14 protein-coding genes are annotated in these 13,627 nt (G+C 67.9%); 8 read left to right on the top strand and 6 right to left on the bottom strand.

The genetic code is table 11. The features are described 5' to 3' along the window. Positions 1 to 51: 51 nt before the first annotated feature. Positions 52 to 2,082: a protein-disulfide reductase DsbD family protein gene (locus EDC31_RS12295; RefSeq protein ID WP_042060837.1), complete on the bottom strand. Its 2,031-nt coding sequence runs from the start codon at positions 2,080 to 2,082 to the stop codon at positions 52 to 54. A 100-nt stretch (positions 2,083 to 2,182) separates the two neighbouring features. Here EDC31_RS12295 and hrpB point away from each other — a divergent pair, with 100 nt between their 5' ends. After that, entirely contained in the window at positions 2,183 to 4,717 is a 2,535-nt protein-coding gene (gene hrpB / locus EDC31_RS12290; RefSeq protein WP_042060824.1) for an ATP-dependent helicase HrpB, read from the top strand. A 27-nt stretch (positions 4,718 to 4,744) separates the two neighbouring features. Here the strand turns inward: hrpB and EDC31_RS12285 are convergent, their stop codons facing one another. The 3 genes from EDC31_RS12285 to EDC31_RS12275 are packed head-to-tail and all read right to left on the bottom strand — an operon-like array spanning position 4,745 to position 6,793. Beyond that, positions 4,745 to 5,773, bottom strand: coding sequence for an asparaginase (locus tag EDC31_RS12285; RefSeq protein WP_042060822.1), 1,029 nt, complete (start codon positions 5,771 to 5,773; stop codon positions 4,745 to 4,747). Positions 5,774 to 5,801: 28 nt separating this feature from the next. Further along, positions 5,802 to 6,308, bottom strand: a complete 507-nt coding sequence (locus EDC31_RS12280; RefSeq protein WP_052512112.1) for a hypothetical protein — start codon at positions 6,306 to 6,308, stop codon at positions 5,802 to 5,804. Further along, complete coding sequence (locus EDC31_RS12275) at positions 6,296 to 6,793, bottom strand: transcriptional repressor (protein WP_042060820.1); 498 nt, start codon at positions 6,791 to 6,793, stop codon at positions 6,296 to 6,298. Before EDC31_RS12275 ends, EDC31_RS12280 begins: the two co-directional genes overlap by 13 nt. Before the next feature lie 79 nt (positions 6,794 to 6,872). Here EDC31_RS12275 and EDC31_RS12270 point away from each other — a divergent pair, with 79 nt between their 5' ends. Genes EDC31_RS12270 through EDC31_RS12260 form a run of 3 tightly spaced genes read left to right on the top strand, consistent with a single transcriptional unit; the run spans position 6,873 to position 9,226 of the window. Continuing rightward, a complete protein-coding gene (locus EDC31_RS12270) occupies positions 6,873 to 7,724 on the top strand; it encodes a metal ABC transporter solute-binding protein, Zn/Mn family (RefSeq protein ID WP_042060818.1) in 852 nt (283 codons plus the stop codon). Next, positions 7,721 to 8,386, top strand: a complete 666-nt coding sequence (locus EDC31_RS12265) for a metal ABC transporter ATP-binding protein (protein ID WP_042060815.1) — start codon at positions 7,721 to 7,723, stop codon at positions 8,384 to 8,386. Before EDC31_RS12270 ends, EDC31_RS12265 begins: the two co-directional genes overlap by 4 nt. 9 nt (positions 8,387 to 8,395) lie before the next feature. Then, entirely contained in the window at positions 8,396 to 9,226 is an 831-nt protein-coding gene (locus tag EDC31_RS12260; RefSeq protein WP_132127077.1) for a metal ABC transporter permease, read from the top strand. Positions 9,227 to 9,235: 9 nt separating this feature from the next. On the opposite strand, the gene EDC31_RS18395 is transcribed toward EDC31_RS12260, so the two are convergent. Continuing rightward, on the bottom strand, positions 9,236 to 9,358 hold the full coding sequence (locus EDC31_RS18395) for a hypothetical protein (RefSeq protein WP_256889250.1): 123 nt from the start codon (positions 9,356 to 9,358) through the stop codon (positions 9,236 to 9,238). Between the two features lie 144 nt (positions 9,359 to 9,502). Between EDC31_RS18395 and pqqB the strand changes: the two genes are divergently transcribed. From pqqB to pqqE, 4 genes are read left to right on the top strand one after another with little or no spacing between them, the layout of a single operon-like run. Beyond that, a complete protein-coding gene (gene pqqB / locus EDC31_RS12255; protein WP_042060875.1) occupies positions 9,503 to 10,411 on the top strand; it encodes a pyrroloquinoline quinone biosynthesis protein PqqB in 909 nt (302 codons plus the stop codon). Next, the gene (gene pqqC / locus EDC31_RS12250; protein ID WP_042060873.1) at positions 10,411 to 11,154 is read left to right on the top strand and encodes a pyrroloquinoline-quinone synthase PqqC; all 744 of its coding nucleotides are present in this window, start codon (positions 10,411 to 10,413) and stop codon (positions 11,152 to 11,154) included. The genes pqqB and pqqC overlap by 1 nt, the downstream gene beginning before the upstream one ends. Beyond that, on the top strand, positions 11,151 to 11,429 hold the full coding sequence (pqqD, locus tag EDC31_RS12245; protein WP_042060871.1) for a pyrroloquinoline quinone biosynthesis peptide chaperone PqqD: 279 nt from the start codon (positions 11,151 to 11,153) through the stop codon (positions 11,427 to 11,429). The genes pqqC and pqqD overlap by 4 nt, the downstream gene beginning before the upstream one ends. Next, positions 11,426 to 12,520, top strand: a complete 1,095-nt coding sequence (gene pqqE, locus EDC31_RS12240) for a pyrroloquinoline quinone biosynthesis protein PqqE (protein ID WP_042060868.1) — start codon at positions 11,426 to 11,428, stop codon at positions 12,518 to 12,520. The genes pqqD and pqqE overlap by 4 nt, the downstream gene beginning before the upstream one ends. Positions 12,521 to 12,556: 36 nt before the next feature. On the opposite strand, the gene EDC31_RS12235 is transcribed toward pqqE, so the two are convergent. Continuing rightward, positions 12,557 to 13,627: a flagellin gene (locus EDC31_RS12235; protein WP_042060866.1), complete on the bottom strand. Its 1,071-nt coding sequence runs from the start codon at positions 13,625 to 13,627 to the stop codon at positions 12,557 to 12,559.

The raw sequence follows: 13,627 nt of genomic DNA, 5'->3' as shown, positions 1-13,627 counted from the left end.
TACGGGAGAGTTGATCCGGTTCCTGAGACAGCGAGAACTTCCCTTCGCGACCTAGCTTTCCCGCCCGTCGAGCACATGCGCGACCACGCCGGGAGTCAGCACCTGTGGCAGGACCTGCCCGTCGCCATGAGGCGGATAATAGACGTAGAGCGGCACACCCTCACGCCCATGCTCATGCAGAAACGCGCTGATCGTCCCGTTCCGGTTGGTCCAGTCGCCCTTCATGAACACAACGCCGCGCTGCGCGAACGCCCTGCGCACGGATGGCGCATCAAGTGCTACGCGCTCATTGACCATGCAGGTGATGCACCAGGCTGCCGTCATGTCCACGAAGACCGGCTTGCCCGCCGCCCGCGCCGTCGCCAGCGCCTCGAGCGAAAAAGCGACGACGCCATCGGATTTCCCCGGCTGCATGGCCGCCGTCGGCAGCGTGGCCACGCGCCCGAGTCCGGCCAGCGCCCCCACCACGATCAGCAGCGCCAGCCCGCGCGCCAACATGACGCCGGGCGTCGCCCCCGCGAGCATGGCTTTCCGCTGCGCCAGCCCGAACAGCCAGCAGGCGAGGCCGAGCGCCACGCCGCCGCCAGCCGCCAGCACCATGATTGCCGCGCCGCCCTGCACCTCCGCCACCCAGAGCAGCCACACGCAAGTCGCCAGCAAAGGGAAGGCGAGGAATTGCCGCAGCACGTCCATCCACGCGCCCGGACGCGGCAGCCGCGCCGCGATCGCCGGTACGCCCGCGATCAGGACGTAGGGAAAGGCGAGCCCCAGCCCCATCGCGAGGAAGATCGCCAGCGCCCCCCAGACCGGACCGCCCAGCGCCCCGGCGATCGCCGCCCCCATGAACGGCGCCGTGCAGGGACTCGCCACCACGACCGCCAGCAGCCCGGTCAGCGCGTCGCCCGCCAGACCGTGCCGCGGCGGGACATCCTGCCCCAGCCGCGTCGTCACCTCGAACGCGCCGAGCAGGTTCAGCGCCATGATCAGCAGGAGCCAGCAGACGCCCACCACGAAAACCGGCGACTGGAACTGGAATCCCCATCCCGCCGCCGCTCCCGCCGCGCGCAAGGCGAGCAGGAGCCCGCCGAGCGCGGCGAAGCTGCCCATCACCCCCGCCGCGTAAGCTCCGGCGCTCATCAGCGCCCGCCGCCGCGCCACGCCGCCTATCTTCACGACGGAAAACGCTTTCATCGCCAGCACCGGGAATACGCAGGGCATGAGGTTGAGGATCAGACCACCCAGAAAGGCAAGGCCCAGCAGGCGCGGCAGGGCGCCGCCGTCACGCGGCACCGCGCCCCCTGGCCCGGCGTCAATCCAGAGCGCGCTGCCTTGCCCCGACGCGTCACGAATCACCACGATGCCGGACAGCGTTTTCGGCGCGCGCTGCAACCATTTCAACGTCAATGTCAGCCGGCCGTCGCTCACATGCAGAGATTGCGCCGCCACCTGGTCGATCACCCCCGGCACTGACGGCATGAACCACGCCTGCTTCGCCGTCTCGGGCGACAGCCCCGCCCCGGTAAGCGTCAGGCCGCCATCCGGCGCGAAACGCGCCGTGAAGGGCGAGGGCTGCGGCATCGCCGCCATGGCCTGCGCGAAAAGCGGCTCCTGAGCGCCCGGCCCCGGATCGCGCGCCGCCCCGGGCAGATCGAGCGTGAAATCGCCCGATTCCGGCACGCAGGTATTGGCGCAGACCAACCATTCCGCATGCGCCTTGAGGGTCGTCCCGCCCGTCCCGTGCAACGCCAGCGTGGCGGGAAGCGTCACCTCGCCGACATAGGCGTAGGACATCAGTCCGCCATCGGCGATTCGCACCGGCGTCGGAAAATGCAGCGCGCCCGACATGCCGGTCTGGCCGCCCGAGGCCGTCACCTTCAGCGTCGGCGCCTCGCCCGCATCGCCGGGATTGAGCCAGTACGTATGCCAGCCGGGTTTGAGCTTCAGATGCAACCCCACCGACAACGTCTGGTCCGGTCCCGCCGCATCGCGATTCGTCACCAGCGTCGCCACGTCACGCGCCGAGACGACGGGCGAGCTTTCAGCCGCCAGAACCTGGCTGCCGAGCAGCGAAAGCACCACCATGCAAAACGCGAGAAACCGACTCACCCGCCCATCCCCAATCGGAAGAAAAAACGCTCCCCGGGTTTGCTCCGCCCCGGCCTCGCGCGCCATATACGCTTATATGAGCGCCTCGTCCGTTTTCGCCAGCCTTCCCTTTCTTCCCGTCGCCGCCGCGCTGCCCGCCCTGACGCGCGCGCTGGAGGACGGACGCAACGCCGTGCTGGTCGCCCCGCCCGGCGCGGGCAAGACCACGCTCGTCCCGCTTCATCTTCTTGCGGCGGTCTGGCGCGGCGATCAGAAGCTGATCGTCGTCGAGCCCCGTCGCGTCGCCGTGCGCGGCGCGGCGCATCGCATGGCGCAATTGCTGGGCGAGGAAACCGGCCAGACGGTCGGCTTCCGCACCCGGACGGACTCCGCCGTCTCGGCCGCGACACGCGTCGAGGTCGTCACCGAAGGGCTGCTCCTGCGCCGCCTCCTGACCGATCCGCTGCTGGACGGCACCGCCGCCATCCTCTTCGACGAGGTGCATGAGCGCTCGCTCGACCTCGACACCGCTCTGGCCTTCGCGCTCGATCTCCAGCGCGCCCTGCGCCCGGAACTGCGGCTCGTCGCCATGTCGGCGACCACGGATGGCCGCGCCTTCGCCGGTCTGCTGGATGGCGAACTGATCGAAAGCGAAGGCCGCGCCCATCCCATCGACATCCGCCACGCGAAACGCGATCTCGCCAGCCCGCGCGATGTGCCTGACGCCGTCGCACGCGCCATCCGGGAGGTCTTCACGAGCGAACAGGGCGATATTCTCGCCTTCCTGCCCGGCATCGGCGAAATCCGCCGGGCCGAAGCCGCGCTCGGCGATCTCCCCGCGCTCGTCCTGCCGCTGCATGGCGAACTGCCCACCGCCGAGCAGGATCGCGCGATCCGCCCCGCCGAACGGCGCAAAATCGTGCTGGCCACCTCCATCGCCGAGACCTCGCTGACCGTCCCCGGCGTGCGGATCGTCGTCGATGGCGGCTTCCGCCGGATGCCGGCCTTCGATCCCGGCTCCGGCCTCTCGCGGCTGGAAACGCGCCGCATCTCGCGCGCCGCCGCCGCCCAGCGCGCCGGACGTGCCGGGCGGGAAGCCCCCGGCATCGCCCTGCGGCTCTGGACCGAGGCGACGGGCCGCACCCTCGCGCTTCAGGACCCGCCCGAGATCCTCAACGGCGATCTCGGCGGCCATCGTCTCGACGCCGCCGCCTGGCGCGCGCTGATGGGCACGCCGCCCGAGGCGCTTCCCCTGCTCGACCCGCCGCCCAACGGCGCGACGCAGGCTGCCGACGCGCTCCTGCGCGATCTCGGCGCGCTGGACTCCGCCGGACAGATCACGAAGACGGGCGAGGCCATGGCCCGTCTCGGCGCGCAGCCGCGCCTCGCCGCCATGCTCTGCGCCGCCGAGACGCCGGAAGAACAGGCCACCGCCGCCGCCCTCGCCGCCCTGCTGGAGGAACGCGACCCGCTCCGCCCCCGCCCCGTTCCCGGCCAGCGCGCCGCCTCGCCGCCCGCCGACCTCCGGATGCGCCTCGCCCTCATCGACGGAACCCGTCACGCGCATGAGGCGGAAGGAGATCGGACCACAGGGGATCGGGCCACCATGGCGCGCATCCGCGACGCCGCCCGGCGCTATCGGCAACGCCTCGGCCTGCGCGGTCAGCCGCCGCTCGACCCCGACTCCGCGGCCGCCCTTCTCGCTGCGGGATTTCCCGACCGCATTGCCCAGTCCGCCGGGGAGCCGGGCCGCTATCGCCTCTCCGGCGGCGGCAGCGCGCGGCTTCCTGCCGCCGATCCGCTCGCGCGCGAGAAGCTCCTCGCCGTGGCGGGGCTGCACACGCGCATGGCGACCGAGATCACGCTTGCCGCCCCGCTCGACCCCGACGATCTGCCGCGCACCTTGCTCGATCGCGCGACCGAACAGGTGGAAACGAGCCTCGATCCGGCCAACGGCGTGCTGATCGCCCGCAAGCGCCTGCGCCTCGGCGCGCTGGTGCTGCGCGACCGGAACGTCACCCTGCCGCCCGAAGAGGCCGGGACGCTGCTGCTCGCCCAGATCCGCTCGGACCTCGCCAATACGCTCGACTGGACCGATGCCGCCCGGCAGTTCCGGTCCCGCGTGGAACTGGCCCGCACCGCGCTCGGGCTGGATGTGCCGGCGTTCGGCGACGATGCGCTGACGGCGTCGCTGGAGGAGTGGCTCGAACCCAGTCTGGCCGGGCTGACGCGTCTGACCCAGGTCAAGTCCCTGTCCGTGCATGACATGCTGCGCGCCCGGCTGCCCTATGACCAGCTGACACGCCTCGACCGCGACCTGCCCCCGACCCTCGCTCTGCCCGGCGGCCGCGTCGCCGTCGATTACACCCAGCCCGTCCCGACGGTTTCGGCCCGCGCCCAGAGTTTCTATGGCCTGAAAGACACCCCGCAACTCGCGGGAGGACGGGTAAAGCTGCTTTTCGCCCTGCTGTCACCCGCCGGACGCCCGCAGGCCATCACGGCGGACATCGCCTCCTTCTGGCGCACCGGCTGGCCGGATTTGCGCCGGGACATGCGAGGCCGCTATCCGAAACATGACTGGCCCGAAAACCCCGCCCTGGCCACGCCGCCCGCGCGACGACCGCCCAGATAAGCCGAGGCAGGAGGGCGACAGGTCCGTTCAGGCAAAGGATTCCTCTGACAATGCCGGCGCGGCCCGCAGCGTGCCGACGGGCATGCCGTTCCAGTTCCTGAGCGGTTTTTCGGCCAACGCCGCCAGCATGACGCGGTCCGCGTCGGACCAGAGAGAGGCGCCGAACCGCAGCAGAAGCGCGGCCAGGGCGACTTCGGGCGCACGGTTCGCCCCATCCGCCGCCTTGAGCGCGATTCCCAGCCCCAATTCCGGCAGGGCGGCGACCATCACCCCCTCGGCCCCCATCTTGCTGAACACGCGCGGGCCGAAATGAGCCATCAATTTCGTGTCGAAGCGATGCGTGCCCGCGACCATGAACGGCGCGGCGGCGACGGCCTCCCGCAATCGCCGGGCCGCCGCCGCCCGATCGGCAGACATATGGACGCCCGCGCCAAAACGGGCGAAGCCGCGCGCCAACGCACGGAGCGGGATGGCGTAGGTGGGCATGGAACATCCGTCCACGCCGCGATTCACCTCGTCATGGCGCGCGCCGGTCAGCGATGCGAGCACCTCGGTCGCGGCTTTCTGCACCGGATGCTCAGGGTAGACATAGCCCGCCGGGTCGAGCCCCTGGTCGCACGCAGTGCAGATCATCGCGCCATGTTTGCCGGAGCAGTTATTGTGCAGCGCGGTCGGCTCGCGGCCCTGCGCGGCCAGCGCCCGCGCGGCGGCGTCTGAGGTCGGCCAGTGGACGCCGCATTCGAGGCAGGTGACGTCGCGCCCGGCGCGGGCAAGGAGGGACGCGCCCACGCGCTCGTGCTCGGGCTCGCCGTCATGGGATGCGCAGGAAAGGGCGAGTTCCTCCACCGTCGCCCCCAGCCTGTCGGCCGCGCCGGTTTCCACGAAAGGGATGGCGAGCAGCGCCTTGACGGTGGAACGGGGGAAAACCGCCGCCTCGCCCGCGCCGAGCGTCCAGACGACGCGCCCTTCCGCATCCACCACGACCGCGCGCCCCTCATGGCGGGATTCGACCCGCCCGCCGCGCAACGCTTCCGCCAGTATTCCGTCTTGCATCATCGCTTCTTCATGTTCAGTTTTTTCATATTCAGTTTTCTGCCGGCACCAGCCAATAGCACGGCGCGCCCGCCCGCGCGCTGGAATCCGGGTCGGGTTCGAGGAAATCCTGAACCAGCGCCCGGCGCAGGCGGAGAATGGAAGGACAGGCTTCCCCGGCTTCCGCCAGCATCGCGACGAGAGCGAACAGGGCGGGCCGCTCCAGCAGGGAAAGCGGGGCGCGCCGGTCGAGCCGCAGCCCATCGCGGAGAAGACGACGACTTTGCGGGACCGGACAAAGACAATAGAGCCACGCATCCGGGCGCAGCCCCGATCCAAGAGCGGCAAGGGAGACGAGCGTGACTGGCACCTCCAGCGGAGAGAGGTGAGTCCGTTCCTCGGCGCGGCCGGATTCCGCCACATGATCGAAGAGATCAGGTTGCGGCTGCGCGGAGACAAGGTCCGGAGGCCGTCGCGACAGACGATGCGACGGCCGGTTTCCGCTGCCGCCTTCGAGCGCGAGGCGCGGGCGGGCCGACCGTCGTGTCAGCTTCGGCACGCCGCGCAGAGACCCTCGACCTCGATGGTCGTCAGCTCGATGCGGAAGCCCTGGGCCTGCGCGGCGCGGGAGAGAGCGATCTCGATGTCGAGATCTTCCAGTTCTCTCACATGTCCGCAGACCCGGCAGATGAGAAACTGGGCGCGATGGCCGCATTCGGCGCCATGATCGCAATTCAGCCGGTGCGTGCAAGGGACGAAGGCGGAGAGACGTTCGATCTTGTGGATCAACCCCTGCTCCGTCAGGAAATCCAGCGCGCGATAGATCGTCGGCGGCGCGGCGTTGCGATGCCAGACACGAAGCTGCTCCAGCAGATCATAGGCGCCCGGCGGCTTGGGCGCGGCGAGAATGAGGCCGAGCACCTGACGGCGCGTTTCCGTCAGGCGGGTGCCGCGGGTGAAGCAGGCCTGCTCCGCCTGCTCGAGTCGCGCCTCGATGGCGGCGGGGAAAGGAGCGTCGGTCGTCCCGCTCTGGTGCTTGTCCATGAATTTTTGCCTTCCCTTGCCTGGCCCACTCTTCTATATCGCGTCTCGTCCATGTTATAACATAACGAAGCATCCTCATTTGTTCCGGTTTTTTCTTTTCCTGTCGCTCGTGCTTGCCGGAACATCGGCCCAGGCCGCCCCCTTGCGCGTGGTCTGCGCCGAAGCCGTGTGGTGCGACATCGCCCGGCAACTGGGGGGTGAATCCCTTTCGATCGCCGTGCTTCCGGTCTCGCCTCTGGCCGACCCGCATGACGTGATGGCCACTCCAGCCATGGCGCGGCAGGTGGCGGAAGCGGACTGGCTGGTGCTGAACGGCGGCGGCTACGATCTCTGGGCGCAACGGCTGGCGTCCGGCGAGAGCGAGATGCTGGATATCGCGAAGATGCTGGGCGCGCCGAAAGACGCCAATCCGCATTTTTTCGACGATCCGGAGGCGGTCGCCCGCGTGGCGGCCTGGATGACGGCGCGACTGACGGCGCGGTTTCCCGCCCGGGCGGCCATATTCCGCAGGCGCGCCGACAGCTTCGCCGAGACCCTCGCGCAATGCCGGGCGCGGATCGCGGCGTTGAAGCCGACGACACAGGGGAAAAGCGTCGCCGTGACGGAGCCGGTCGGCGGTCCGTTTTTGTTGGCGCTGGGCATGCGCGTGATGGATGAGCGGCTCGCGCTGGCGGTCATGCATCGCGAGGAACCGCCCGCGCGGGACGTGGCCGCCGTCGAGACGGCGCTGGCGGAACACCGGGTGGCGATGCTGGTGATCAATCCCGCAGTGACCAGCCCGGCGACACTCCGGCTCGAAGAGGTGGCGCGGGCGCATGACGTGCCGGTGGTCGCCCTCGCGGAAATGCCGCCGCCGGGCATGCACTGGCAGCGCTGGTATCAGGATCGGCTGGAGGCGGTGGCCCATGCCGTGGAGACGAGCGGACGATGAGCGCCGAAGCCGTCCTCGATCTGGAGCACGTCACCCTCGCCCATGGGACGCGGCGCGTGCTGGAGGATGCGACACTGGTCCTGCCGCCCGGAAGCGTCACCCTGCTGCGCGGCTGCAACGGCGCGGGCAAGACGACGCTGCTGCGGGCGATGCTGGGTCTGACGACGCCCAATGCGGGGCGTATCCGCGTGCTGGGACGCACACCGCGCGCGGCGCGGCGGCGGATCGGCTATCTGCCGCAGTCCCTCACCCTGCCCGCGCCGCGCCTGACCGGCAGGGCGCTGGTGACGTCCGCGCGACATGGCGCCCGCTTCGGCGTGCCGGGCGTCGGGGGGCGGTGCCGGGCGGCGGTGCGGGAGGCGCTGGCGCTGGTCGAGGCCGAAAATCTGGCCGATCAGCCGCTGGCCACGCTTTCGGGCGGCGAAAGACAGCGCATCGGGCTGGCGGCGGCGTTGGTCGATGCGCCTGATCTGCTGCTGCTCGACGAACCTCTGGCGGCGCTGGACGTGCAGCGTCAGGCAGCGTTGACGGAGATGCTGGAACGGCTGCATCAGACACGACATCTCCCGCTGGTCCTGTCGGTCCACGGGGCGTCGCCGCTCGACCGGCTGGCCACTCACGAAGTGGTGCTGGAAGACGGCCACATCGTGACGAGAGGCTGACACCGCGCCATGCTGGCTTTCGACTTCATGCGCCACGCCTTTCTGGCGGTGACGCTCGTCGGGCTGCTCTGCGGCGTGACGGGATGGTTTCTCGTCCTGCGCGGTCAGGCCTTCGCGGGCCATGCGCTCTCTCATATCGCCTTTACCGGCGCGGCGGGGGCGATGCTGCTCGGTTGCCCCCCGCTCTCCGGCATGGCGCTGACGGCCGCGCTGGCGGGGGTGGTGCTGGGATGGGAGCCGCCGGGCGACACCGCGCGCGCGCCGGATCGCCAGCGCGGCCGGGATACGGCCACCGGGCTGCTTCTGGCGGCGAGCCTGGGCTGCGGCGCGTTGTTCCTGCAATGGGCGAATGCGGCGTCGAGCAGCGCCACGCTCCTGCTGTTCGGCAATATTCTCGGCGTGGACCGCCTGACGCTGATCCTGCTCTGTGGGCTGACGATCCTCTGTCTGGGCGCATTGGCGGTGATTGCCCGGCCCCTGCTGTTCGCAACCCTTGCGCCGGATCTCGCCGCGGCGCGCGGCGTGGCGCTGCGCGGAGTCTCGGTCGGCTTCATGGTGATCGTGGCGGTGTCGAGCGCGGCCTGCGCCGAGGTGACGGGCGTCCTGCTGGTGTTCAGCCTGCTGACCGGCCCGGCCGCGACGATGCTGCGGCTGGGGCTCTCTCCCTGGCCCGGGCTGGCGGGCGCGGCGAGTCTGGCGGTGCTGCTGGGATGGGCCGGACTGGCCCTGTCCTGGTGGAGCGATGCGCCTGTTTCGTTCTGGATCAGTGCGCTGGCCGCCCTGGCCTATCTGTTGGCGGTGGCGGCCAACAGTTTCCACAGGCGATTTCGGACGTTCTGAAACGGCCTCTCAGACCGGCAGGCGATAATCGATCCAGGCGACCAGCGCGATGAACGCCACAAGGCACAGATGCAGCACGATGAGCGCGCGATAGCCAATGACAGGAACGTCGTTCGCGGTTTTCTCCGCCATCACTTTTCCCTTTTCCGACCACCCCAGGGTCATCCGGTTTTCCGGCATAACGCGGATGCCGTCACAACTCCACTCCTTCTTCACACGATAAAGAGAAGGGAGAGGCCCTGTATCGTCACGCCAAGCTGGTCTAGTTTCCCCGCCATGATTGAGGCCATCATCCTCGGCAGCGGCGCGGGAGGCGGTTTTCCCCAGTGGAATTCCGCGGCACCCGGCTGCAAGGCCGCATTCTCCGGCGCCGTCGCCGCGCGCACCCAGACCTCCCTGGCCGTGAGCGGTGACGGCGCGCACTGGTTCCTGCTCAATGCCGCGCCGGATCTGCGCGCGCAGATCATCGCCACGCCCGCGCTCCATCCGCGCGAGGCGCCACGCTCGACCCCCATTCAGGGCGTCCTGCTGACCAGCGGGGAGATCGACGCGGTGGTGGGTCTGCTGACCATGCGCGAACGTCAGCCCTTCGCTCTCTATGCGACGGACGCCACCCTCGCGCAGCTTGACGCCAATCCGATCTTCGGCGCTCTGGACCCGGCCATCGTGCCGCGCCGCGCACTGACGCCGGGGGAGCGGATCGACCTGCCTCTGACGACCGGCGCGCCGTCCGGCCTGAGCGCCACACCGTTCGACGTGCCGGGCAAGGCGCCGCTTTATGTCGAGCACCTGCCGAGCCGGCCGGGCGAGACGATCGGACTGGACATCACGGACGGGCATTCCCATCTCCTCTTCATTCCCGGTTGCGCGGATATCACACCGGACATCCGGGAGCGCGTACGGAAGGCGGATGCCGTGTTCTTCGATTCGACGTTGTGGCGCGATGACGAGATGATCCGCGCCGGATTGAGCCCCAAGACCGGCTTGCGGATGGGGCATGTGTCCGTTTCCGGTCCCGGAAGCGTTCTCGAGACGCTGACCGAGGCTCCGGAACTGCGGGTGCTCGTTCACATCAACAATTCGAACCCGATCCTGCTGCCCGACACGCCGGAGCGCAGGGAAGTCGAGAAAGCCGGCTGGCTTATCGGGGAAGACGGCCAGCGTTTCACCTTGGGAGTCCCATAATGGGCGTTCTTTCTCCTGACGCATTCGAACAGCGCCTGCGGGCGATCGGGGCCGCGCGGTATCATGATCGCCACCCGTTTCATCGGGCCCTGCATGACGGGAAGCTGAACCGGCTGCAAGTGCAGGCCTGGGCCTTGAACCGCTACTATTATCAGGCGTCCATCCCGCGGAAGGACGCGACTTTGCTGGCCCGTCTGCCGACGGCGGAGCTGCGGCGCGAATGGCGGCGGCGGCTTGAGGATCATGACGGGAGCGAACCGGGAACAGGTGGAATCGCGCGGTGGCTGAAACTGACCGACGGCCTCGGGCTGTCGCGTCGTTATGTCGAGTCGCTTCGGGGCCTCCTGCCGACGACGCAATTCGCTGTTGACGCCTATGTGCATTTCGTGGGCGAGCGGTCCATTCTCGAGGCGATCGCGTCCTCGCTGACGGAGCTGTTCTCCCCATCGATCATAAGCGAGCGCGTCTCGGGGATGCTGCGGCATTACGATTTCATCTCCGAGGAGACTCTGGCCTATTTCAAGCCGCGCCTGACGCAGGCTCCGCGCGATTCCGACTTCGCTCTCACCTATGTGAAGGAACACGCGCGCACCGCCGGAGAGCAGGACGCCGCCGCGGCGGCGCTGGAGTTCAAATGCGCCGTGCTGTGGTCTCAACTCGACGCGCTTCAGCACGCCTATGTCGAAGGGCATCCGCCGCCGGGCGTCTTCCTCGGGGCCGACACGGCGGAGGCGTTTGCGTGAATAATCTCGCCCCTGACTGCGTGCCGTCCTTCGCCCGGGGCCACAGGCTGCGGGAGGATGTCGTGCGCGGAGTGTGGGTGATACAGGCGCCGGAGAAGGCTCTCATCGCCGATCCGACGGCCGCCGCGGTTCTGCAACTGGTGGACGGGCAGGTTTCCGTCCATGAAATCATCGATCGACTGGCAGCGGCATATGACGCTCCCCGCGAAGTGATTGCGGGCGACGTCGATGCGCTGCTGACCGACCTGGTGGAGCGAAAGGTGCTGGCAATATGAGCACTCCCTCTCCCCCCATGAGTTTGCTGGCCGAGCTGACGCATCGCTGTCCACTGGCCTGCCCCTATTGCTCCAATCCGCTGGAACTCGAACGCCGAACGGCGGAACTCGACACGGCGACATGGAAACGGGTGCTCGACGAGGCGGCCGCGCTGGGCGTCTTGCAGGCGCATTTTTCCGGCGGCGAGCCAATGGCGCGCTCCGATCTGGTCGAACTCGTCGCGCACGCGCGCAGCCGCGACCTTTACACCAATCTCATCACCTCCGGTGTCATGCTGGATGCGACACGACTCCAGGCTCTGGCGGAGGCGGGGCTCGATCATGTCCAGCTTTCCTTCCAGGATGTGGACGAGGCCGGAGCGGAGCGGATAGGCGGGTTGCGTGGAGCACAGGCGAAGAAGCTTACGGCGGCCCGTCTCGTCGCCGCCGAGGGGATTCCGCTGACCCTGAATTTCGTCGTGCATCGACTGAATGTGGAGCGCGTGCCCGCAATGATCACGCTGGCGCGTGAGTTGGGGGCCAGCCGCGTCGAAATCGCACACACGCAATATTACGGCTGGGGTTTGAAGAACCGTGGTGCCCTGCTGCCCACGCGGGAGCAGTTGGAAGAGGCGACAGCCGCGGTCGAGGCCGCCCGACGCGCATATGGCCCGACGCTCGTCATCGACTACGTCACACCCGATTATTATGCAGATCAGCCGAAGCCCTGTATGGGCGGCTGGGGACAGCGATTCGTCAATATATCGCCGTCAGGACGGGTGCTGCCGTGTCACGCGGCCGAGACCATTCCCGGCGTGATATTTCCCAATGTTCGTGATGAATCGTTGTCGGCCATCTGGAATGACGCCCCTCTCTTCACCCTTTTCAGGGGAACGGAGTGGATGCCCGAACCGTGCCGATCCTGCGCCTTGAAGGAAACCGACTGGGGCGGGTGCCGGTGCCAAGCCCTCGCCTTGACGGGCGATGCCGCGAATACCGACCCTGTTTGCAGTTTGTCGCCCTTTCATAACCGCGTGAAGGCAGCCGTCGAGGAGCAGCGCGAGAATGAATTCCTTTATCGCCGCTATGAGAACATTCCTGAATTCTCCTGAAAGCCTCATCGGTTCTCGCCGACGTGTACCGTAGAGTCAAAGGTAATTGGCAAGCGTCATGCCCTTCATATCGGCAATGAGGGAATAGGATGCCTCGAGTTGAGTTTTCGTCTGGCTCACCGCAGTGGAGACGCTGGCCAGATCGGCGTCCTTGGCGTTGCCGAGCTGCGTGATCAGAGATTTTCCCATAGTTGAAAGTAGGCTGGACTGGGCAGTAAGTCGTGTTTGCGTAAGGCCGAGATCCGCCGACATATCTGTCAATTGACCCGTAACCTGCGTGTTGGACTGAATGAGGCCGCCGATGAGGGGCTGATACCCCTCGGCCGTCGTACTGGTGGATGAGAGAGACGCCACGACCATCAGGTTCCGCATGAGATCGCGGATGGGAGAGCCGCTGGACGTCGCAGTCGCTCTCGTTCCTTGCGTCGCAGTGACACCGGTGGCGACACTCAGTGACTCGCCAATACTCGTGACGGTATTGAGTGTGGCGGCGGCTGTGGGGGAAACGGAAAGCTGCGCGGAAAATGGCGAACCGGCGGTGGTCGAACTGACGGCGGCCAGCGTGCTGGAAAGAACGGTTTGGCCGTCCGACATATCATCGCGGTTGACGAGGCCTGAAATGGTCTCAGCCAGAGAGGACTGGGCGAGCGCGGTATCCTCGACAGGCGGTACGTCGCTCTGGCGTCCTGCGAAGACATAGCTTCCGCCTGACTGGGTGTTGAGCAGGCCGCCAAGGGAACTCAAAGCGTCTTTCGCAGCGGCGGACGCAGCGGAGACGGTCTGACTCGTGGGCGTGCCGCTCAATGTCTCTAACGAAGTCGTCAGGGTATCGGCGATAGTCTGGATATTGCCAAGCGCGGTCTGGGTGGTCGAAAGATTGGTCTGGGCAAGTGAAACGTTACTGCTCCAGGCGGAAATCTGGGTGATGGCTGGCTGGAGCGAGAGCGCCTGAGCGCGGTCCGCCCCGAGGCCGGCATAGGTATCGGACACGATTCCGGTGGATGATTGTGTTTCCAGATCATCGAGTTGTGCCGCCAGCGTGGCGGAGGAGCGGACCAGGCCAAGGGAAATACCTGAATAGCCGAAAGAGGCGGTAACGGACGTCAT

This window comes from Acidomonas methanolica, from assembly GCF_004346035.1.
Lineage (GTDB): Bacteria > Pseudomonadota > Alphaproteobacteria > Acetobacterales > Acetobacteraceae > Acidomonas > Acidomonas methanolica.
This window is presented reverse-complemented; position numbering and strand designations above follow the sequence as displayed.

Coding starts and splice junctions, on each gene's coding strand:
- EDC31_RS12295 (WP_042060837.1), bottom strand. CDS start 2,082: ATGGTGGTGCTTTCGCTGCTCGGCAGCCAGGTTCTGGCGGCTGAAAGC.
- EDC31_RS12260 (WP_132127077.1), top strand. CDS start 8,396: ATGCTGGCTTTCGACTTCATGCGCCACGCCTTTCTGGCGGTGACGCTC.
- EDC31_RS12275 (WP_042060820.1), bottom strand. CDS start 6,793: ATGGACAAGCACCAGAGCGGGACGACCGACGCTCCTTTCCCCGCCGCC.
- EDC31_RS18395 (WP_256889250.1), bottom strand. CDS start 9,358: ATGGCGGAGAAAACCGCGAACGACGTTCCTGTCATTGGCTATCGCGCG.
- hrpB (WP_042060824.1), top strand. CDS start 2,183: ATGAGCGCCTCGTCCGTTTTCGCCAGCCTTCCCTTTCTTCCCGTCGCC.
- EDC31_RS12285 (WP_042060822.1), bottom strand. CDS start 5,773: ATGATGCAAGACGGAATACTGGCGGAAGCGTTGCGCGGCGGGCGGGTC.
- EDC31_RS12265 (WP_042060815.1), top strand. CDS start 7,721: ATGAGCGCCGAAGCCGTCCTCGATCTGGAGCACGTCACCCTCGCCCAT.
- pqqC (WP_042060873.1), top strand. CDS start 10,411: ATGGGCGTTCTTTCTCCTGACGCATTCGAACAGCGCCTGCGGGCGATC.
- pqqB (WP_042060875.1), top strand. CDS start 9,503: ATGATTGAGGCCATCATCCTCGGCAGCGGCGCGGGAGGCGGTTTTCCC.
- pqqE (WP_042060868.1), top strand. CDS start 11,426: ATGAGCACTCCCTCTCCCCCCATGAGTTTGCTGGCCGAGCTGACGCAT.
- EDC31_RS12235 (WP_042060866.1), bottom strand. CDS start 13,627: ATGACGTCCGTTACCGCCTCTTTCGGCTATTCAGGTATTTCCCTTGGC.